The sequence below is a fragment of the Acinetobacter sp. AKBS16 genome, from assembly GCF_002899995.1.
Taxonomy (GTDB): Bacteria; Pseudomonadota; Gammaproteobacteria; order Pseudomonadales; family Moraxellaceae; genus Acinetobacter; species Acinetobacter baumannii.
The window spans coordinates 1-21,249 of the sequence record NZ_POYH01000036.1; the positions used below are offsets into that span (position 1 = coordinate 1).

The window sequence follows — 21,249 nt, forward strand, 5'->3', positions numbered from 1 at the left end:
CTTGATTGTCTTTCGCCATACGAGATAAAAATTCTTTCTGGTCAGCAGGTAAAGCCTTAGAAAAAACATCAACTAAGTAGTTTGGCTGGCGACGATAAGTAAACATACCTTCACCTTGATAGAGCAGGTCAATATAGGCTTGGCCTTCATGTTGAAGTAAATATTGATCACGCGGGCTCAGTTGGGCGAAGAGCTTTTTCTGACTTTGAATCACCTTTTTAAGGTCTTGTTTCTGTTCTAAAACAGCATAGCCAAATGCTTCAAAAGCTCTAGCTGTTTTATCAGTGTAGTCTTGTTTTAGAAAACGCTGATACATGGCAGTTGAAGCTTCAATTAGCTTAAGCTGTTCCTCATTTTTTAACGAAGGAACACAGGTTTTAAGCTTTTCATTAATTTGATTTAAGTCTTCTATTTTACTGTTCTGATTAATCGTGTGCATGGCTACCATAATTTGCAAGCAACTACTGTCTTGTTTTTGAATGGCTTTTTGCTCAGTTGATTTTTGCTCTTTAGATACAGCCTGTTCTTGCTCTGATGTTTTACTACATCCAGCTAAAACTAGTGCACTGCACATACTCATCATTAGAATTTTTTTCATCTTTATATTTTTATCGAAATTGATATTGCTCAAATTATAACGCTTAAAAAGATTGCATCACTGTTAGAAATCTTTATTATTAGGTAGGTCGGTCTACTTAGGTAAAGCTATGAATGATAAAACAGCAAGACAGAAAATTCTCGATGCAGCGGCAACACTGTTTTATAACGATGGCATTACTGCAACAGGAATTAATACGGTTACGGCTAAAGCAGATGTAGCCAAGATGTCGCTTTACAATAATTTTTCTTCAAAAGGTGAACTTGTTGATGCCTATATTGCTGCACGACATCAAGAGTGGTTAGACCTTTATCAAAAGCGTTTAGAAAAAACAAAAACAGCGAAAGAAGCTATTTTGGCCGTATTTGATGCCTATCAAGATCATGCCGAGTTTGCTTATGAAAAGGGTTTTAGAGGATGTGGGCTATTAAATGCTGCCGCAGAGTTCCCAGCAAATAGTTCAGGACGAAATGCTGTAAGACAGCATAAAGAACAAGTTGAGGCGATTGTTGCCGAGCATTTAAATCGCTTATTAAAAGATTCACAGCGTGTTAGCTATATCGCCGCACAACTTTCTTTTTTATTAGAAGGGTCGATGGCAAGAGCTGGTTTAGAGGGTAGTAGCCGTCAACTTCAATTAGCGAGACAAATGGCAGAAGATATTTTAGATCGAGAATGCCAACATGATTAGCCTTATTAAAAATAGTAGTTATGGTGGCACTATTGCAATTTTAGTAGCCTCTTTCTTATGGGGAACCACGGGGACAGCCGCAGCATTTGCCCCAACACTCGGACCACTTGCAATTGGCGCGGTTGCTATGGGGGGAGGTGGGCTTTTACAGGCATTGATTGCATCTCAGGCCATTCGGGAACACCGACAATTTATTGGGCGAAATATTTCTATTATTCTTTTAGGTGTTATGGCAGTTGGGATATATCCCCTAGCTTTTTATTCTTCCATGCATTATGCCGGAATTACGATTGGTACGGTGGTTTCAATTGGTTCGGCTCCACTCATTGCAGCAGTTTTAGAGCGATTCTTTGACCGTAAAGTTTTATCTAAAACATGGTTCCTAAGTTTTGTGTTGGGGGTTGTAGGGGTAAGTTTGTTATCTATGGGCGAAAGCCACGCAGCACAAGAGAGTACAAATGAGTGGAATAAAATTTTTGGTATTTTTCTTGGGCTGGTAGCGGGTGCAACATATTCACTTTATTCATGGGCTGCAAAAAGATTAATAGACCGAGGTATTGCTGCTAAAGCTGCAATGGGCATGATTATGGGTGGTGGGGCAGTCATCTTGCTTCCAACTTTATTAATTACAGGTGGTGGGTTACTGCAAAGTTCAACAAATTTACTTGTTGCTGGCTATATGATGCTTATCCCTATGTTTTTAGGATATTTACTTTTTGGTTTCGGGTTAAAAACTGTAAATGCGAGTAAAGCCACCACTTTAACTTTATTTGAACCTCTTGTTGCAGCAATTTTTGCCATTGTTTTGGTTGGCGAGAGTGTCTCATGGATTGGGTGGGTAGGCATGTTTTTGATTTTCATTTGTATTTTGATGTTATCAAAGCCTGAAAATACATAAAAAATGAAAACTTTTACTGGCTTGAGTTTAAATTAAATTTTTCTTAGTCTTAAAGCCAAGTTTTATCGTTGATTTAAACAATGAAAATAAAATTAATGCTTGTTGCGGGTTTATGGAGTTTTACATCGTCGAGTTTTGCTCTAGATTTAGTTGAAACTTATGAGCGCGCAAAACTAAATGATCCGACGTGGCAAGCGAATCAACAACAGTTTGAAGCAGATCAGCTTAATTTAGGCTTAGCAACAGGCGCTTTACTACCAACAGTTACACTATCTGGAAATATTACCCGTAATCGACAAACGGTAAAGCGTTCAAATTTTCCCGGTGTTGATCAGGAAGGACTTTCCGATGCTTTGGTAAGTAATACATCGACTACCAAACAGGCTACTTTATCTGCCCGTCAGCCTCTTTTTCGTATGGATGCATGGGAAGGTTATAAACAGGTTAAAACTTCTGTTGCTCTTAGTGAAGTTACTTTAAGACTGCAAAAACAAGATCATGTTTTGAATGTAGCTGAAGCCTATTTTAATGTACTGCGTCAGCAGGCACTTACCGCTGCATATTTACAAGAAGAAAAAGCTTTGCTTGAACAGCTCAATATGATGAACGCCAAGCTTAAAGAAGGGTTGGTAGCACGTAGTGATGTGAGTGAAGCAAATGCCCAATATCAAAATGCCCGAGCCAACCGTATTGCTACCAATGTGCAGCTTTTATTGGCTCAAGAGCAACTATCTGAATATATTGGTCCGTATCAAGATAGGCTTGCTGTATTGAGAAGTGATTTTATCTTTCAAAAACCTTATCCGGCACAGCTCGATGAGTGGTTAGGATTAGCCCAACAGCAAAATTTAAAGATTCAACAAGCACGTTTACAAAAGCGATATGCTGAAGATCAACGTCGTGTGGAAAAAGCTGCACTTTATCCACAGATAGATGCAGTGGCGAGTTATGGTTATACCAAACAAACGCCAGAAACGCTGATTTCGACTGATGGGAAGTTTGATCAGGTCGGGGTAGAAATGAACTGGAACTTATTTAATGGAGGCCGGACCCGAACTTCTATTAAAAAAGCCAGTGCGGAGTTAAATAAAGCGCAAGCCCAACTTGATGCGGCCATTCGCCGTGCCAATGTCGATGTGAAAAGTGCTTTTATGCAGGTAGATACCGACCGAGCAAAACTTGAAGCAAGAAAGGCGGCAATGGATTCTTCAGCACTTGTTTCTCAAGCTTCAAAAGCAAGTTATAACGAAGGCTTAAAAAGTATGGTCGATGTTTTATTGGCGCAGCGTAATGCTTTTTCAGCAAAACAGGATTATCTTAATGCTCAGTATGACTATTTATTAAATGTATTACGTTTAAAAGCGGCTGTAGGTCAGCTAGGAGAAAAAGATCTAGTTGAATTAAATAGCTGGTTAACGTATCAGTAATAAAAAAATGCTTTTATCTGAAATTTAATTTTGTCATAAAAATTTAATGATTGATGTGTTTTAATGCTCAATCATTTTATCCCTGCGCCATCATGTTGGAGGCTTCCCTTGAGTCCGAGTAATCCGGTGTTAAGCCATCATATTTCTTCTCAATTTAATGAAGATTTGCAAGATGTGAACACAAAGTTTATGACCATGGGTGGCTTGGTCGAACAACAGGTTGCCAATGCAATTCATTCTTTGCTTGATACAGATGCGAACTTAGCAATTGATGTTCAATTTAAAGATAATGCGGTCAATCAATACGAACGTGATATTGATGAAGGGCTGACGCTGATTTTGGCACGTCGTCATCCGGCAGCAATTGACTTGCGTATGGTAATTGCCATGAGCAAAGCCAATACTGACCTAGAGCGTATTGGGGATGAAGCTGCAAAAATTGCCCGTATTGCGCAAAATCTATGTGAAGAGGGCGGTTCTCCTCGTGGCTACATGGAAACACGTCATATTGGTAACCAAGTACGAGTCATGATTCATGACGCACTTGATGCTTTTGCACGTTTAGATGCAGATCAGGCATTACGTGTACTTTTAGCCGATGCTGACATTGACCGTGAATATCAGTCGGCAACGCGTACTTTAATGACTTATATGATTGAAGACCCGCGTCATATTGCTCGTGTGATTAATGTCATGTGGGTTTTACGTTCTTTAGAGCGTATCGGTGATCACGCTCGTAATATTGCTGAACAAGTCATTTACATGGCAAAAGGCTTTGATGCACGTCATACCAAAATTGAAGAAATTGAAGCAAAAGTACACGAAAAGTAATATGTGAGCTGAGATATTTAAAGGCCTTGTTTCAGACAAGGCTTTTTTATTTTTAAAAAAATAATAGATAAAAAAATGTCCCGAACTTTGGGGGGAAGTTCAGGACAGAAAATCAAGTGCATTAAGAGAAAACACGACAGGGATCGTGTCTTACTTGCTATGAATTGATATTAAAGTTTCAGCTATTTCATGTCATGTAGAGTCCTGTGCGCTCTATGTAAGGCTTTATATGTTTGTGTAAGTTTCACGTAAAAAAAGGCAGGTCTATGTATATAAACCTGCCTTTTTAAAAAATGATGGGCTTGGAATAAACCTGTTATTCTGGTTTCCAGCCTTCCGCTTTTTCAACGCTTTCATCATTATTGAAGAACTTCTCACGTTGCTCTTCAAGGAATTTTTTCGCTTCTGGTTCAAACACGTTTAAACGCTTTTCATTAATTAGCGTAGTTTGGTGCTGTAACCATTCTTGCCATGCTTGCTTAGAAACATTTTCAAAAAATTCTTGGCCTTTGGCACCAGGAAACGGAGCAAAGTCCAATCCTTCCATTTCCTTTTGGTATTTACGGCAAAATACTTGTCGACTCATTTTGTATCCTTAAGCGTATAACTGTTCTAGACGTTTATGGGCACGTGCAATCGCAGCTTCAACCTGTTTTGGTGAAGTTCCGCCAATATGATCACGTGCATTTACCGAAGCTTCTAGTGTCAAAGCTTTATCAAATACATCTGCTGTAATTAGGTCAGAGAATTGTTGTAATTGCTCAAGTGTTAACTCAGATAAATCTTTTTCTTCAGCAACACCTAATGCAACAGCTTTACCTACAATTTCATGCGCATCACGGAACGCAACGCCTTTTTTCACTAAGTAGTCAGCAAGGTCAGTTGCTGTGGAGAATCCGCGAAGAGCAGCTTCACGCATGATTTCAACATTTGGAACTAACGCAGGGATCATGTCAGCAAACGCCATGAGTGAACCACGGACGGTATCAATGGCATCAAATAAAGGTTCTTTATCTTCTTGGTTGTCTTTGTTGTAAGCCAGTGGTTGACCTTTCATAAGCGTAAGTAAGCTAATTAAGTCACCAAATACGCGGCCAGATTTACCACGGATGAGTTCTGGAACATCAGGGTTTTTCTTCTGCGGCATGATTGAAGAACCAGTACAGAAGCGATCAGGAATATTTACGAATTTAAACTGTGCGGAAGTCCAAAGAATAAGTTCCTCAGACATACGCGATAAATGCATCATGATTAGAGATGCTGCTGCATTAAATTCGATAGCAAAATCACGATCAGATACAGCATCAAGAGAGTTTTCAGATACAGCTTCAAAGCCTAGTAACTCTGCTGTATAAGCACGATCAATCGGGTAAGTTGTACCAGCGAGAGCCGCAGACCCAAGTGGCATACGGTTAACACGCTTACGGCAGTCTTGAAGACGTTCAGTATCACGAACTAACATTTCAAACCATGCCAACAAGTGATGGCCGAAAGTTACCGGTTGAGCTGTTTGTAAGTGTGTAAAGCCAGGCATAATAGTATTTACATTTTTGGCAGCCAAGCCCAACAAACCTTTTTGTAAACGCTCTAATAAGCCTAAAATGTCGTCAATTTCGTCGCGGAGATAAAGTCGGATATCAGTTGCAACTTGGTCGTTACGGCTACGGCCAGTGTGAAGTTTTTTACCTGTAATACCGATACGTTGAGTCAAACGTGATTCAATGTTCATGTGAACATCTTCAAGATCGATACGCCATTCAAAAGTTCCAGCTTCAATTTCTGCACGAATGGTGCTTAAACCTTCAATAATGTCGTCTCGTTCTGCTTCTGTCAGTACGCCAACTTTCGCAAGCATGGTAGCATGCGCAATAGAACCAGCGATGTCTTGCTTATAAAAACGCTGGTCAAATTGAACAGAGGCGGTAAATTCGGCTACAAAAGCATCCGTCGCTTCAGAAAAACGACCACCCCACATACCTGAGGTTTGGTTTGGGGCTGCTGAATTAGGGGGATTTGAAGATGTGGTCATGGTGGCTCAGTAAAATAAAAAAGAGTATATCACTTGCCGAAGCTCAACAAACAAAGTTGTTTTCTACAGCATATCGAAATCAAAATTCCTCCTATTTTTTTACGAAAATTGATCGTTGGCAACATTTATTAGAATTAATTATCGCAAGTAATGTTTTAGCTCTGGTTTTAGCTTTGGCTGAAGCACAGTCTTGGCATGCGTTAAACGGCTCACGTCTTTTACAATACATCATTTTTATTAACTGGGTGATTTTGTCTTTTTTTGCATTGGTTGAACATTTTCAGGATTTTTTTAGTCAGCTACAGCAAAAATATGCTTTGGTAATTGGCTTTGTTATGCTGCAAGCGATAGTTGTGGTAACCACGATAATAAGCAATTTTTTTCAGTTCGGAGTTTTGAAAAAAACATCTGTTATAGCGCAGGACTGGAGCATTTATTTTACCAATGTCCCTTTATATTTAAGTTATGGAATATTATTAGGGGCCTTTTGTCTGCGTTATTTATATGTTCGAGAACAATGGTTACACCAACAATATGCAGAATTAAATGCCCGTATTCAGGCAATGCAGGCTCGCATTCATCCTCATTTTTTATTTAATAGTCTAAATAATGTGGTGAGTTTAATAACGATAGATCCAGATAAAGCAGAAAGTATGTTAATTAGCCTGTCACGACTGTTTAGGGCGAGTTTTCAAGAATTAAAATTGGTGAGCTTGCATGAAGAAATTGAGCTTAGTAAACAATATTTAATGATTGAGCAAATACGTTTGGGCGAACGTTTAAAAGTCGAATGGAAAGTGGAAATTGAACCTTTGCAATTAAAACAGGTCACTATTCCTTTATTGACATTACAACCTTTATTAGAGAATAGTATTTTTCATGGGGTAGAGCCAATGATGGGTAAAGCAACCATTGGGGTATTGGTTGAAATATTGCAAAATCAGGTCAGTATAGTCATTACCAACCCTTATACACACGATACAATAAATTCACGGAAAGGGCATGGAATCGCTCTTGAAAATGTTAAACAGCGCTTAAAAGCGTATTATGGGAATTCAGTGAGATTCCAGGTATATAAGGGTGAGGCTTTATATACCACTATTATGAGCTATCAATACCAATCAAAATAATAAGTCAGTCAGAGTTAACCATAAAAAAATGGACCAAGTTAACGGTGACAAGGAGGATGAATGAAGGTGCTAATTTGTGATGACGAACCACTTGCAGTGGAACGATTGTCACGTTTAGTTTCAAAGATGGGACATGAGGTTGTTGCAACAGCTCATCATGGCCAAGATGCCTTGGAACAGGCACGGCTTCATCACCCAGATGTGATTTTACTTGATATCCAGATGCCGGGTATGAATGGTCTCGTCTGTGCGGAGCAATTAAGCCAACTTAATCCTCGACCTGCCATAGTGTTTTGCACAGCTTATGATCAGCATGCATTGGAGGCATTTAAGTCACAAGCACAAGCTTATCTTCTTAAGCCCATTGATCCTCAAGAGCTGGAGCAGACATTTAAGCAATTAACCCAGCTAACGCAAGCGCAGCTCAGCGCTTTGCCTAAACCTGAGCTTTTACAGGATTTAAAAACACAACGTCATCAAATTGCTGCTAAAACCTATCGTGGGGTTGAGCTAATTCCTGTTGAAAATATCTATTACTTTTTAGCAGATCAGAAATATGTCACGGTACGTCATAAAAATGGCAGCGTATTGATTGACGAAACACTTAAAGAACTTGAAACTGAGTTCGCAGATCAGTTCATCCGTATTCACCGTAATGCATTGGTCTCGATTGCTTATTTAGATGGTTTAGAGCTAGTAAGTTCGGGCCAATATCAGGTTCGCTTACGTGGCTTAGATGAAAGACTTTCCGTAAGCCGCCGTCATTTATCTACCCTTAGAGAACGGATACACCAACTTTAACCTGTATTCATCTTATTTTTGCTTGTGAGATTTTACTTGCAATTTTAAGGGATCAAGTTAAGTTTAAGGTGTATTGTTTGACCAGCCCATGCTTGAATTTATGAAAACCTTGAAAATTGCTACACGACAAAGCCCACTTGCTCTTTGGCAGGCAGAACATATTCGTGCCCGTTTACAGGAGCTTCACCCAGATTTAACGGTGGAGTTGGTTAAGTTTGTCACGCAGGGCGATAAAATTTTAGATACACCTTTAGCAAAAATTGGTGGCAAAGGGTTGTTCGTTAAAGAATTGGAAGCAGCACTTTTAGATGGACGTGCGGACCTTGCTGTACATTCAATGAAAGATGTTCCGATGGCGTTACCAGAAGGTTTAACTTTGGCCGTAATTTGCGAACGTGAAGATCCGTTAGATGCTTTTGTTTCAAATACTTTTGAAAAATTTGCTGATTTGCCGCAAGGAGCAAAAGTTGGCACCTCAAGTTTACGTCGTAAATCACAAATTTTAAAACAACGTCCAGATCTACAAATTATTGATTTACGTGGTAATGTCGGTACCCGCTTAGCGAAGCTAGACGATGGTCAATATGATGCTATTATCTTGGCGAGTGCTGGTTTAAAACGTTTAGGATTGGCAGAACGCATTCGCCACTGTATCGAGCCAAGTGTAAGTTTGCCTGCGGTGGGACAGGGCGCTCTTGGTTTGGAATGCCGTGCAGATGACCAAGAAGTGTTGGCTTTAATTCAGCCACTTCTACACCCAGAGACAGATGTATGTGTACGTGCTGAGCGAGCATTCAATGCTTATCTTGAAGGTGGTTGTCAGGTGCCGATTGCAGGTTATGCAACACTCCAAGATGGTAAAATTCATATTGAAGGCCGTGTAGGTAGTGTTGATGGGCAAACATTATTACGGGCTGAGCTTACAGATGAAGCGAATAATGCTCAGCAATTAGGTGAAAACCTTGCTCGGAACTTACTTGATCAAGGCGCTGGTGATTTATTAAAGGCTCTTTACTAACGCTATGTTGTTTATTAATACCCGACCTGACTCGCGTGCGGCTGAATTAACTCATGCTTTGCAGAAGAAGGGGTTTCAGGTCGAGTCTTTACCTCTTTTAGAACTGGTTGCTCAACCTTTCTCAGAATCACTCTTTCAACTCTATCAGCAGTTAACTGGTGCACAAGCGATTGTAGTGGTTAGTCCCACTGCTGTTGATGTGGGGATGCAGTATTTAGCACAAAGTGGTTTAAAAATAGATGAGCTAAAACATATTCAATGGATTGCGGTGGGGCAGGCGACGGCTAATCGTCTTCACGACTATGGGATTGAAGCGCATGTTCCTGAGGTTGAAACTTCCGAGGGAATGCTTAACTTGCCTCTTCTTCATCGTATGCAAAAATCAGGTAGCGTGGCTTTTTGGAGAGGTGAAGGCGGCCGTCAATTTATGATGGAAACTTTGCAACAGCAAGGAATTCAGATTTTAAATTTTGTTCTATATCGCCGGCAGTGTCCGCAAGCTTCATATTCGACATTCAAACATCTGACACAGAATTCAAATTATAATTTAGATAAATGGCTCGTCTTAATTACCAGTGAGGCGAGCTGGAAATACTGGTTAGAGCTTTGTTTAAAAAATAAGGCACAACCTGATTGCGTATATTTAGTTTTAGGACCACGCCTTTTTCAACTTGTTAAAGACTATCGCGATCAGCAACAAGCTCATTTTCACATTATTCAACTTGAAAATTTATCGCCTTCGGGGATGATTCATCACATTCAGGCATTATAAGGATTCGTATGAGAAAACTTGTTTCTATCATCATTTTGCTGGGCATCGCTTGGGTGGCTAAGCTCAGCTACGATATGTGGCAAATTTCTCGTACCGTCCCTGAACTTCAGCAAAGCTTGCTGCAATCTGAACAGCAATATGCCAATTTGAATGATCAATTGGTTGCTTTGCAAAGACAAATTCAAAATCAACCAAGTCATAATTCTAAAACAACGCCTTTAGCAACGACAGAAGTTGTTCAAACCGGAATTGCACCGACTGTATTAATTAAACAAAAATTAGAGTTAATCCAGTTTGCAATTGACCAACAGCAATTTATTTATGCTGTAGATCATCTAACCCAACTACAGCAGACCCTACCACAATATGGAATTGCTCCTGCATTACAACACAGCTTAAATCAGGCTCTTGAGCAAGATAAGCAGGCTATTCAACAGTTTGTACTTGCTCAAAATCAGCGACATCAACTCATTGATGATTTACTCCAGAATATTGATAAAAATATTCAACAAGCTTTAAAGCAGCCTAAATTTGAGATGGACCAATCCGAGGCTGTGTCATGGTGGAAAAAATGGTTCCGTATTGAGAAAGTAGAAACGCCGTCTATTAATTTAATGAACCGAAGTGTAGTGCTTAAAGAAGTGCAATTAAGGCTATTAATTGCTGAGCAAGCTTTAAACCAAGGAAAAATGGCTGAATATCAAAATGAGTTGCAGACAGTAATGCAAAAACTAAATGAATTACCCGATGCAACTAGCCAACAACTCAAAAACCGTATTGCTAAAGTGGCACATTTATCTGTAGTGCCTGTTCCTAAATTATCGACACTTGGTCTAATCGGCTCATAAGGAGGACACATGAAGCATCTCCTGTGGGTTTACTTTTTAATTAGCTTAATCCTGTTTGCAGCCTTGGCCTTATTAAGTTATGGCTATGGTATGGGTTATGTCTATATTTACTGGCGGCAATTGCAATTGCAAACAAATGTATGGGGATTAGTCTTTACGTTTATTGTGATGAGTTTTATTGCTCAGGTGATATGGCTCTGGATTAAGCGTTATTCTTCTCGGGAACAAAGAAAGAGAGAGAATATTTTTCAGTTTAAAAATCTTCATCCATATGAACAATTAGGTATTGTCTGGTTATTAGAGGCTGCTGAAGATCAACGGGTATTTATCGAACGTGTTTTTACTCAATCAGGCCTTCTAAAAAATATTATTGATGCCAAATTTCTAGTTTTAAGTGGAGATTACCAAAAAGCTTTAGAGGCCTTGGATCAATCCCCACCAATGGCTTTTGAGTTAGCAGAATTACAGCGTATTGAAATATTCTTGGCACAAAACGAAGCTGAACGTGCCTTAACCCATCTTGAGTTTTTATATCAGCATCAGTTATCGCCATGGCTTGAAGAAATTGAGACAGCATATCAACAACGTTTAACGGCGCTTTGGGGCCAGCTTGCTTTACAACAACCATGGGTATACTTGCGTTCTATGAAATATGGTTTGTTGGACGCTGAACATCGTGATTTATGGCTACAACAACTTCTTCAACAGTTTGATCAAGCTTCAATTGATGATTTACAAGCACTGCAACAGCGCTATCTGGATTTAGAGTCAGAAATTCAAACCAGACCTTATAGCAGTAAATTGTTATGGTTAAAACTTTTGGCCCGTATGCCAGAAATGAGTATTCAGCATGAAGCATTAACCTTGCATTTACTCAAAGAGCAATTCGATCCGGACGTATTTTACTTATGGTTTCAGCAACAATTACTTAAGCAGGTTCCTGACTATGCCGATGTTGAAGAAAAGATTAATCAATTTGAATCTCAATATATGAATTTGCCAGTTTTAACATTTGCAAAATGGCATGTTTACATGGCAACAGATCGTCAAGCTGAAGCAGAAATATTATTAAGTTTATACCCTGATAATATTTTAATGAGCTATTTACGTATTAAATCAACCTTAAAAGAAGATGATGAGTTAATCAAACAGTTAAACCTAATCTTTGAAAATGATGCGAATTTTTTAAAATTTAAAATCTGAGGTAAAAATGAAAGAACTGTCTGTCTACCCTGTAATATACGACCAGAAAGTAGCATGGGGAGATATGGATGCTTTTGGTCATGTCAATAATGTGCAATATTATAGATATATTGAAAGCTCACGTATTTTATATATGGAAAATGTAAATATATTGACTCCAAATATATATACTGTTGTTGCTTCAAGTCAGTGCAAATATTTAAAACCTGTGTTTTATCCAGATGTATTGAAAGTAGGGGTTCGTGTAGAAGAGCTACGTAAGAGCGCGTTCCGTATGGCTTATATATTATGGAGTGAATCTCAGCAGCAAATCGTTGCTACAGGTGAAGCAGTTATGGTTTGTGTGAATAAAATGACAGGATTAAAATGTGAAATACCAAGTGAAGTAAAAAGTAAAATTATTGAATTAGAAAAATCAGTTGGGCATGATTTAATACATTTAGCTTAAATAAATATTAAGAAAATATATTACAATTATAATTACTAATGTAATTAAAAAGTAAATTTATAGCGTTATTCTGATGAACTTGACTTTCAAACTATTGCTTATTGAATAGATTATAAATACTATTGGTTATGATTTAATGTTTTTAAATTTTGTCTGTATTATTTGAATTGTCAGTAAGACTGGAGTATTTATTAATGAAACCGGATATTAGTGAATTATCTGTTGAAGAGTTAAAACGCTTACAAGAAGAAGCAGAAGCTTTAATTGCAAGCAAAAAAGATCAAGCAATCGAAGATGCTTATAATCAAATTATCGAAATTGCTGAAAATGTAGGTTTTAGTGTTGAACAGCTTCTAGAATTTGGCGCTCAAAAACGTAAGAAAACAACACGTAAATCTGTAGAACCACGTTACCGTAACAAAAACAATGCTGAAGAGACTTGGACTGGTCGCGGTAAACAACCACGTTGGTTAGTTGCTGAAATTGAAAAAGGTGCAAAACTTGAAGATTTCTTAATCTAATTGTATTGCCTCTTAAAAAGCCAAGCGATTCTGCTTGGCTTTTTTATTTTTAAAAAGAATTAAAAAAATTTTATTTTAAATATGAATATTCAATAAGGTGCTTGAGTTCCTAATTAAGAGCATTGTTGAGACTAAATTTTCATTTAGCAAGATCAATCGTAAATTTCATGATTTTGTCATACGTTCAACTTATAGTCTTTAGCGAGACGCCAAGCCCGATTGCTTGGTTTTTTTATATGAAGTGAATTGGCGATGTTGAAAAAGTATGCATAATGTCAGACTAGAGAGGAACTCTCATATAAGGATGATAATTTGCATGTTGGTAAGGCTGAATGAAGAAAAAGTCTAAGCAATGGAAGTGGTGGTTTTTTGCCCTCATTGCATTTTTAATTTTTATTATTTTACAGATTCCGGCGACTTGGCTTATCTCTAAATTTTCAAAGAATAATCAAACTGTCCATAATGTAAGTGGCAATATCTGGCAGGGGCAGGCAGACTGGCACCGTGGAGCGTTACGAGGCACTATCCACTGGAAAACGAGACCGCTAGACTTACTTTTATTACGCTTTGCTGCAGATGTTGATATTCATAGTGGTAATACGCAATTAACGGGGATTATGGCGTATGGTTTTGGAAAAAAAGTTATTGTAAGGGATATGAATGGCCAGATTGCTCCAGAAACATTGAAGCAAATTGTAAATTGGCAATGGCCTGTAAACAGTATTCAACTTAAAGATATCCAATTTAATTATAAAAAAGAGCAAGGCTTTGCGGCAGTTGATGGGCAATTGCATTGGGGTGGTGGGGCGCTCATTTATAATATTGGTGATCGTCAAGATCGTATGAATATGCCTTCTTTAAGCGGGCAATTAACTGACCAGAACGGACAGCTACAAGTGGACATCCGTGATCAGCGTAATCAAAAAATGGCCAATCTTTTACTAGATGCCAATATGATGCTGGATGTTCAGCTCACACAGCGTTTATTACTCAATGTTCCATCATATGATGGTAAAGCTGGTTTGGATACTTTTGTCATTAGTTCTCGCCAACCATTATTACAAGGTGGTAACTAATGAAAGTATGGATTGATAAATTACAGCAATTGCAATGGCAAAAATTAGATCGACTGAGTGTAGTGGTCCTTGCCATTTTAATTTTATGGTTATGCTGGAAACTCGCTTCTTTTTTTTGGTTGGTGATTGCGCCTCCTCAACTGATGCAATTTGATCGGGTAGAACTCGGTTCTCAACAACCACAAATACCAAATATTAGTACTTTTTCACTTTTTAACGAACCTTCTGCCAATGCGGCTCAAGAAAGTGTGAATTTAGAATTGCAGGGTGTAATGGTCGGCTATCCAAACCGGTTTTCCTCTGCTGTTATTAAAATTGATAATACTGCTGAGCGTTATCGAGTTGGTGAAACCATTGGTTCAACTTCTTACCAATTGGCAGAGGTGTATTGGGATCATGTTGTGTTGAGTCAAGGAAATGGCAGTACCCGTGAACTTCAGTTCAAAGGTTTGCCAAATGGTTTGTATCAACCGATGACTCCGGATGCTTCACAACAAAGTGCTACGCCGTCTCAACCTACAGAGCCTATGAATACGGCCCAACAGGCATTGGGACAAGCGATCCAGCAGATGCAAGGTAACCGAGAGCAGTATCTCCGAGATATGGGGGTAAGTGGTAACTCAGGTGAAGGCTATGAAGTTACAGAACGTACACCGACTGCACTTAGAAATAAGTTAGGTTTAAGACCTGGCGATCGAATTGTCTCTTTGAATGGTCAAACGGTTGGGCAAGGGCAAACGGATGTGCAATTACTTGAGCAGGCTCGTCGAGCAGGGCAAGTAAAAATAGAAATAAAACGTGGTGATCAAGTGATGACCATACAACAAAATTTTTAGTGATAACACGTCACCATAAGAGTTAGGAAATATCGCGAGTTATGGCTTTATTGAATCATCAACGTCCACTTTGGGCATTACTTGCAGCAGCCCCATTGATTGCGACAGTAAGTAGCAGTGCCTATGCCCAAACATGGAAGATCAATTTACGTGATGCTGACTTAACTGCCTTTATTAATGAAGTTGCAGACATTACAGGAAAGAACTTCGCTGTAGATCCGAGAGTACGTGGTAATGTCACGGTTATTTCTAATAAGCCATTAAATAAAGATGAAGTTTATGACCTATTTCTTGGGGTCTTAAATGTAAACGGGGTGGTTGCAATTCCTTCTGGTAATACCATTAAGCTTGTACCGGATAGCAATGTTAAAAACTCGGGAATTCCTTATGATTCTAGAAATAGGGTCCGTGGTGATCAAATCGTTACACGTGTGATTTGGTTGGAAAATACTAATCCAAATGACTTAATTCCAGCACTCCGTCCCTTAATGCCGCAATTTGCACATATGGCGGCAATTGCAGGAACCAATGCACTTATTGTTTCTGATAGAGCTGCGAATATTTATCAACTTGAAAATATTATTCGTAACTTGGATGGAACTGGGCAAAATGATATTGAAGCGATCACGCTTCAGTCGAGCCAAGCAGAAGAAATTATTACCCAGCTTGAAGCGATGAGCGCAACAGGTGCATCTAAAGATTTTAGTGGTGCCCGTATTCGTATTATTGCTGATAATCGGACAAACCGTATTTTAATAAAAGGTGATCCGCAAACACGTAAACGTATTCGTCATATGATTGAGATGCTGGATGTACCTTCGGCAGATCGTTTAGGTGGCTTAAAAGTTTTCCGTTTGAAGTATGCCAGTGCTAAAAACTTGTCTGAAATTTTGCAAGGCTTAGTCACAGGACAGGCAGTATCTTCATCGAATAATAGTAATAATTCATCTAACTCATCGAATCCGATTAATAGTTTAATTGGTAATAACCAGAATTCTGGTTCAAATACATCGGGTTCAAATGGTGCCTCAATTTCAACTCCTGCAATTAACCTAAACGGTAATTCGAACAGTAGTAATCAGAATAATATCACCAGCTTTAATCAAAACGGTGTGAGTATTATTGCAGATAATGCTCAGAACTCATTAGTAGTTAAAGCTGATCCCCAATTAATGCGTGAAATTGAATCAGCGATTCAACAACTAGACGTTCGTCGTCAACAAGTACTCATCGAAGCTGCAATTATTGAAGTCTCTGGAGATGATGCAGATCAACTTGGAATTCAATGGGCACTCGGTGATTTATCTAGTGGGATTGGTTTACTTAGCTTTAGTAATGTAGGGGCGAGTTTATCTTCTATCGCTGCTGGTTATTTATCGGGTGGTTCGGCTGGAGCTGCATCTGCTATCGCTAATGGAGCTAATAAAGGTAATGGTGCGACTTTAGGATTGGGCAATTTTGATAATTCTAAGGCATATGGTGCACTAATTCAGGCTCTCAAAACCAATACTAAATCAAACTTACTTTCGACACCGTCCATTGTGACGATGGATAATGAAGAAGCTTATATTGTTGTAGGTCAGAACGTTCCATTTGTCACAGGGTCGGTCACTACCAATAGTACAGGTATCAATCCCTATACAACTGTTGAGCGTAAAGATGTCGGTGTGACCTTGAAAGTTGTTCCACATATCGGTGAAGGTGGTACAGTTCGTTTAGAAGTAGAGCAAGAAGTTTCTGCTGTTCAAGATAGCCGTGGGCAAGCAGCTGACTTGGTGACAAGTAAGCGCGCTATTAAAACAGCTGTTTTAGCCGAGCATGGGCAGACTGTGGTGCTAGGTGGATTGGTGTCGGATGACACTTCGCTTTCAAGACAAGGTATACCTGGTTTAAGTAGTATTCCTTATGTTGGGCGATTGTTCCGATCAGATAACAGAAGCAATGTAAAACGTAACCTTCTCGTTTTTATTCACCCAACAATTGTGGGCGATGCAAATGATGTACGCCGTTTATCTCAGCAGCGCTATAATCAACTTTATAGCTTGCAATTGGCTATGGATAAAAATGGCAACTTTGCAAAATTACCTGAGCAAGTTGATGATATTTATAACCAAAAAATGACCCCGCCGAGTATTGCCTCTAAGCCAAAAAATTACCAACAGGTTCCATCAGGTGGCCAAAGTTCGACCATAACTACGCCGGTAGCTGTAGAACCTACCGTCCAAAAGCAAACAATACAGTTGCCTGATCCTGAAATTAATCGTACTAAAAATACAGTAACAACAACGACACTGCGTCCAAGCACAGCGCCGTAGTAGCATGTTATGATTAATAAAAAATGAATAGGACATAGGCATGACTTGGAAATTACAAGCAATTACTGGTGAATTTACTGGCCAAGAAATTAATGTTGATCGTGATATGTTGGTGGGACGTCATCAAGATGCCGATTTATTACTACAGGCTGCTGAAATTTCACGACGCCATGCAGCATTGCTGTTAAAAGATCAAGCGCTATGGGTGCAAGACCTTAATTCATCGAATGGTACGTTTGTAAACGATATACGTATTGAGCAAGAAAAACAGTTGCATGATGGTGATATTGTTCAATTCGCAAGTTTAAAATTTTCAGTTTTCGCCCCTGCACAAGAAAATACTGATTTACCTGAAATTGAGGTGGAGCCAGTACAAGCTGCACCGACACAAGATTTAAGCGATCAAGGTATGCCAAGTATCGCGGAGCGTGCAGCGGAAACTGAAGTGAGTCGTGATGGAATGCCTCAGCGAGTTTCTGTGCCAAAACCAGCACCGATTCCTGAAGGGGTGAATATTCATGCTCAGCCAGAACAAACCCCTGTTGCTATTGAGGAGCCAGTTTCTCGGATTACTGAAGAGAAAGAGCAGCAAAAGAATGCATCTATTGGTCTAGTGACCATTATTATTTTAGTGATTTTAGCTGTATTGGCGTGGTTATTCTTTAAATAATTCGTTGGTGCTTTTACAATCAAGGCATGCTAAACGCATGCCTTTTTAATTTTGAGTAGAAGAAAATGTCTGTTGCACAACTAAGTAAGCGCGATTTAATTTTATTTGACCTAGATGGAACGTTGGTTGATTCCGCTGCCGATTTATATCGATCTATGAACTTAAGTCTGCAATCACTCAGTTGGCCATTGGTAACAGAAGCACAAATACGGGAATGGGTAGGTAAAGGGGCTTCAAAACTTTGTGAAAGTGTTCTGCTTCATATATTTGGAAAATTAGATGTTGAGCAACATAAAGTTTTATTACAGAAATTTGTAGAGGTATATGGTGCGGAGCTGTGTGTGAATACTCAAATTTACCCAGGCGTACCTGAGTTTTTAAAACATTGCCAAACTTTGAATATCAAAATGGCATGTGTGACTAATAAGCCTGTCAAACTTGCTCAAGGGTTACTGGATGCGCTAGAGCTTTCTTCTTATTTTCAAGTTGTACTTGGAGGAGATAGCTTACCTGAAAGAAAGCCGCACCCACTACCATTATTGCATTGCATGGAAAGCCTAAAAATATCTGCTTCACAATCATTAATGATTGGCGACTCAAGTAATGATATTGAAGCCGCACGCCGTGCTGGAATTGATTGTATTGTGGTTAGCTATGGCTATAATCATGGAGAGAATATCTATGATTGCCAACCTCAGCAAGTTGTTGATAGTCTTGCTGAGTTAATTGTCTAATGAAGAAAATGGAGATAAGAATGAATAAGCGTATGGTTTTTCGATGGCGTGTCTAAACCGAATCTAGAAAAACACACTTTTAAATCGAAACCATATTAGAGAAGATTCATGACAACATTAGCGCAATTCGAGCAACTTAAGGCTGCTGGTTACAATACTATTCCTGTTTATCGTCAACGTTTAGCGGATACAGAAACCCCATTATCTGTTTTTGCTCGTTTTAAGGATCAAACACAGGCTTACTTATTTGAGTCTGTTGAAGGGGGGGAAAACTGGGCGCGCTACTCTATGATTGGTTTAGGCGAATCAACAGTTTTTTCCTGTAACGCTGGTGTTTTATCTATACAACATGCTGACGGATCAGTAACACAGCAAAATTGTCTAGACCCATTCCAATATATCCGTGAATTCCAAAAACAATTTAAAGTTCCTACGGCTAAACTCTTACCAGACTTACCAAGTTTTACGGGCGGCTTGGTGGGTTATTTGGGCTACGATGCTGTCCGCTACATCGAGCCACGTTTAAAGAATGTACCTGCGGCTGATCCGATTACGCTGCCAGATTTATGGTTGATGCTCTCAAAGACAGTCATTGTTTTTGACAATCTTAAAGATACGCTATTTTTAATTGTGCATGCGGATACAGAGCAGAGTAATGCTTATGAAGACGCTCAACAAAAATTAGATCAATTAGAACAGTTGTTGGCGACTCCAGTTAGTATGCAAGCGCGACCACATACGCCTCCGCATTTTGAATCAATTACTGGTAAAGCAAAGTTCTTAGAGACGGTAGAGAAGGTTAAAGAATATATCCGTGCAGGCGATGTGATGCAGGTTGTACCTGGGCAGCGTATGGTTTCTGATTTTGATGGAGAAGCTTTACAGGTTTACCGTGCATTACGTCATTTAAATCCATCACCTTATCTATTCTTGGTTCAAGGGCAAACGATTACTGATAAAAAACCATTTCATATTGTTGGCTCGTCACCGGAAATTTTATCTCGTTTAGAAAATGGTATTGCTACAGTTCGACCTTTGGCAGGAACTAGACCGCGCGGTAAAACTAAAGAAGAAGATATAGCATTAGAAAAAGATTTGCTGTCTGATGAAAAAGAGATTGCTGAACATTTAATGCTGATTGATCTTGGGCGAAACGATGTAGGGCGCGTATCGAAAATAGGTAAAGTCCAAGTCACGGATCAAATGGTGATCGAGCGTTATTCACATGTCATGCATATTGTTTCAAATGTACAAGGTGAAGTGCGTGATGATATCGATGCACTTGATGTATTTAAAGCCACCTTTCCGGCAGGAACGTTATCAGGTGCCCCAAAAATTCGTGCAATGGAAATTATTGATGAAGTAGAGCCTGTGAAAAGGGGAGTTTTTGGCGGGGCTGTTGGTTATTTGGGATGGCATGGTGAAATGGATATGTCGATTGCAATCCGTACTTGTGTTATCCGTGATAAAAAGGTGTATGTACAGGCTGGTGCAGGGCTAGTTGCTGACTCAAATCCAGAATCTGAGTGGAATGAAACCCAAATAAAAGCTCGCGCAGTGATCAAAGCGGTTGAATTATCATCAAACGGATTGATTTTATGAGTTTTTAGCGGTTTTTTTAAAAAAACCGCTTGCATCGTTTGGAAGTTTTGCTAAACTGCACACCGTTCCGATACGAAACGTACGAAACACTAAGAAACGCCGGCATAGCTCAGTTGGTAGAGCAACTGACTTGTAATCAGTAGGTCCACAGTTCGAATCCGTGTGCCGGCACCATTTTAAAGTGTTAAGTTAATTGAGTAAAGAACGGCACTGTAGATAAGTGCGATATTGGTGAGATTCCCGAGCGGCCAAAGGGGGCAGACTGTAACTCTGTTGCGAAAGCTTCGAAGGTTCGAATCCTTCTCTCACCACCATCTCTAAACTTCGAGTGAAGTGGTTATTACCAACGTTGCGGGAGTAGCTCAGTTGGTAGAGCGGCAGCCTTCCAAGCTGCATGTCGCGAGTTCGATCCTCGTCTCCCGCTCCATCGAAGGATAGTCGCTCTTATAGCTCAGTGGTAGAGCACTCCCTTGGTAAGGGAGAGGTCTCGAGTTCAAATCTCGATAAGAGCTCCAGATATTAAAGTTTAATGTGGATTTCCACAAAGTTTTCAAAAAGCAGGCTATATAGTCTGCTTTTCAAGTATTAGGTGTCTAGTTTTTTTAGGCGATATGTCGATAAACTGAGTTAGCTCAGCGCCATTTGTAGGTGGTTCGACGTAAACGAGGAAGATCATCATGGCTAAAGCCAAGTTTGAACGTAATAAACCACACGTAAACGTGGGTACAATCGGTCACGTTGACCATGGTAAAACAACTTTAACTGCTGCGATTGCAACAATTTGTGCAAAAACTTACGGCG

General features: G+C 39.4%; 21 protein-coding genes, 4 tRNA genes and 1 pseudogene. 23 read left to right on the top strand and 3 right to left on the bottom strand.

The features are described 5' to 3' along the window. A pseudogene (locus C1642_RS05745) lies at window positions 1-598 on the bottom strand (hypothetical protein); the annotation flags it as partial. Between the two features lie 109 nt (window positions 599-707). On the opposite strand from C1642_RS05745, the gene C1642_RS05750 reads away from it, so the two are divergent. From C1642_RS05750 to phoU, 4 genes are all read left to right on the top strand, one after another. After that, window positions 708-1,289 (top strand): TetR/AcrR family transcriptional regulator, encoded by a 582-nt coding sequence (locus tag C1642_RS05750; RefSeq protein WP_000998523.1) that lies wholly within the window; start codon window positions 708-710, stop codon window positions 1,287-1,289. Next, entirely contained in the window at window positions 1,282-2,187 is a 906-nt protein-coding gene (locus C1642_RS05755) for a DMT family transporter (RefSeq protein ID WP_000624461.1), read from the top strand. The genes C1642_RS05750 and C1642_RS05755 overlap by 8 nt, the downstream gene beginning before the upstream one ends. Before the next feature lie 95 nt (window positions 2,188-2,282). Continuing rightward, the gene (locus tag C1642_RS05760) at window positions 2,283-3,614 is read left to right on the top strand and encodes a TolC family outer membrane protein (RefSeq protein WP_103236043.1); all 1,332 of its coding nucleotides are present in this window, start codon (window positions 2,283-2,285) and stop codon (window positions 3,612-3,614) included. Between the two features lie 108 nt (window positions 3,615-3,722). After that, on the top strand, window positions 3,723-4,445 hold the full coding sequence (gene phoU / locus C1642_RS05765; RefSeq protein WP_000075183.1) for a phosphate signaling complex protein PhoU: 723 nt from the start codon (window positions 3,723-3,725) through the stop codon (window positions 4,443-4,445). 316 nt (window positions 4,446-4,761) lie between these two features. Here the strand turns inward: phoU and C1642_RS05770 are convergent, their stop codons facing one another. Both C1642_RS05770 and argH read right to left on the bottom strand, forming a co-directional pair. After that, the gene (locus tag C1642_RS05770) at window positions 4,762-5,031 is read right to left on the bottom strand and encodes an oxidative damage protection protein (protein ID WP_000089996.1); all 270 of its coding nucleotides are present in this window, start codon (window positions 5,029-5,031) and stop codon (window positions 4,762-4,764) included. A 9-nt stretch (window positions 5,032-5,040) separates the two neighbouring features. Then, the gene (gene argH / locus C1642_RS05775; RefSeq protein WP_000213740.1) at window positions 5,041-6,474 is read right to left on the bottom strand and encodes an argininosuccinate lyase; all 1,434 of its coding nucleotides are present in this window, start codon (window positions 6,472-6,474) and stop codon (window positions 5,041-5,043) included. Between argH and C1642_RS05780 the strand changes: the two genes are divergently transcribed. The 19 genes from C1642_RS05780 to C1642_RS05870 all read left to right on the top strand — a co-directional run. Next, on the top strand, window positions 6,465-7,604 hold the full coding sequence (locus C1642_RS05780) for a sensor histidine kinase (RefSeq protein ID WP_002062409.1): 1,140 nt from the start codon (window positions 6,465-6,467) through the stop codon (window positions 7,602-7,604). The genes argH and C1642_RS05780 overlap by 10 nt on opposite strands. A 60-nt stretch (window positions 7,605-7,664) precedes the next feature. Then, window positions 7,665-8,405, top strand: coding sequence for a LytR/AlgR family response regulator transcription factor (locus tag C1642_RS05785; protein WP_000865993.1), 741 nt, complete (start codon window positions 7,665-7,667; stop codon window positions 8,403-8,405). Window positions 8,406-8,505: 100 nt separating this feature from the next. Further along, window positions 8,506-9,423 carry a hydroxymethylbilane synthase gene (gene hemC / locus C1642_RS05790; RefSeq protein ID WP_213064257.1) on the top strand — a complete coding sequence of 306 codons (918 nt, stop codon included), beginning with the start codon at window positions 8,506-8,508 and terminating at the stop codon, window positions 9,421-9,423. Window positions 9,424-9,427: 4 nt separating this feature from the next. Beyond that, complete coding sequence (locus C1642_RS05795; RefSeq protein ID WP_103236045.1) at window positions 9,428-10,195, top strand: uroporphyrinogen-III synthase; 768 nt, start codon at window positions 9,428-9,430, stop codon at window positions 10,193-10,195. An 8-nt stretch (window positions 10,196-10,203) separates the two neighbouring features. Next, window positions 10,204-11,043, top strand: a complete 840-nt coding sequence (locus C1642_RS05800) for a hypothetical protein (RefSeq protein ID WP_001230201.1) — start codon at window positions 10,204-10,206, stop codon at window positions 11,041-11,043. A gap of 9 nt (window positions 11,044-11,052) precedes the next feature. Further along, complete coding sequence (locus tag C1642_RS05805; RefSeq protein WP_213064258.1) at window positions 11,053-12,246, top strand: heme biosynthesis protein HemY; 1,194 nt, start codon at window positions 11,053-11,055, stop codon at window positions 12,244-12,246. 7 nt (window positions 12,247-12,253) lie between these two features. Next, a complete protein-coding gene (locus C1642_RS05810; protein WP_000661569.1) occupies window positions 12,254-12,694 on the top strand; it encodes an acyl-CoA thioesterase in 441 nt (146 codons plus the stop codon). A gap of 194 nt (window positions 12,695-12,888) precedes the next feature. After that, window positions 12,889-13,215 carry an H-NS family nucleoid-associated regulatory protein gene (locus C1642_RS05815; protein ID WP_000801427.1) on the top strand — a complete coding sequence of 109 codons (327 nt, stop codon included), beginning with the start codon at window positions 12,889-12,891 and terminating at the stop codon, window positions 13,213-13,215. 332 nt (window positions 13,216-13,547) lie between these two features. After that, complete coding sequence (gspN, locus tag C1642_RS05820) at window positions 13,548-14,291, top strand: type II secretion system protein N (RefSeq protein WP_000730343.1); 744 nt, start codon at window positions 13,548-13,550, stop codon at window positions 14,289-14,291. Beyond that, window positions 14,291-15,127, top strand: coding sequence for a type II secretion system protein N (locus C1642_RS05825; RefSeq protein WP_000870031.1), 837 nt, complete (start codon window positions 14,291-14,293; stop codon window positions 15,125-15,127). Before gspN ends, C1642_RS05825 begins: the two co-directional genes overlap by 1 nt. A gap of 41 nt (window positions 15,128-15,168) precedes the next feature. Beyond that, window positions 15,169-17,442, top strand: coding sequence for a type II secretion system secretin GspD (gene gspD, locus C1642_RS05830; RefSeq protein ID WP_103236046.1), 2,274 nt, complete (start codon window positions 15,169-15,171; stop codon window positions 17,440-17,442). A 40-nt stretch (window positions 17,443-17,482) separates the two neighbouring features. Next, complete coding sequence (locus C1642_RS05835) at window positions 17,483-18,112, top strand: FHA domain-containing protein (RefSeq protein WP_103236047.1); 630 nt, start codon at window positions 17,483-17,485, stop codon at window positions 18,110-18,112. A 65-nt stretch (window positions 18,113-18,177) separates the two neighbouring features. After that, on the top strand, window positions 18,178-18,846 hold the full coding sequence (locus C1642_RS05840; protein WP_000109463.1) for a phosphoglycolate phosphatase: 669 nt from the start codon (window positions 18,178-18,180) through the stop codon (window positions 18,844-18,846). 108 nt (window positions 18,847-18,954) lie between these two features. Further along, window positions 18,955-20,448, top strand: coding sequence for an anthranilate synthase component I (gene trpE, locus C1642_RS05845; RefSeq protein WP_103236048.1), 1,494 nt, complete (start codon window positions 18,955-18,957; stop codon window positions 20,446-20,448). Between the two features lie 98 nt (window positions 20,449-20,546). Then, window positions 20,547-20,622, top strand: a tRNA-Thr gene (locus tag C1642_RS05850). A gap of 56 nt (window positions 20,623-20,678) precedes the next feature. Beyond that, window positions 20,679-20,762 (top strand) — tRNA-Tyr (locus tag C1642_RS05855). 37 nt (window positions 20,763-20,799) lie between these two features. Then, window positions 20,800-20,875: transfer RNA gene (locus tag C1642_RS05860), tRNA-Gly, on the top strand. Between the two features lie 13 nt (window positions 20,876-20,888). Continuing rightward, window positions 20,889-20,963, top strand: a tRNA-Thr gene (locus C1642_RS05865). Window positions 20,964-21,125: 162 nt separating this feature from the next. Continuing rightward, the coding region (locus tag C1642_RS05870; protein ID WP_016660498.1) for a GTP-binding protein at window positions 21,126-21,249 on the top strand (124 nt) is incomplete at its 3' end.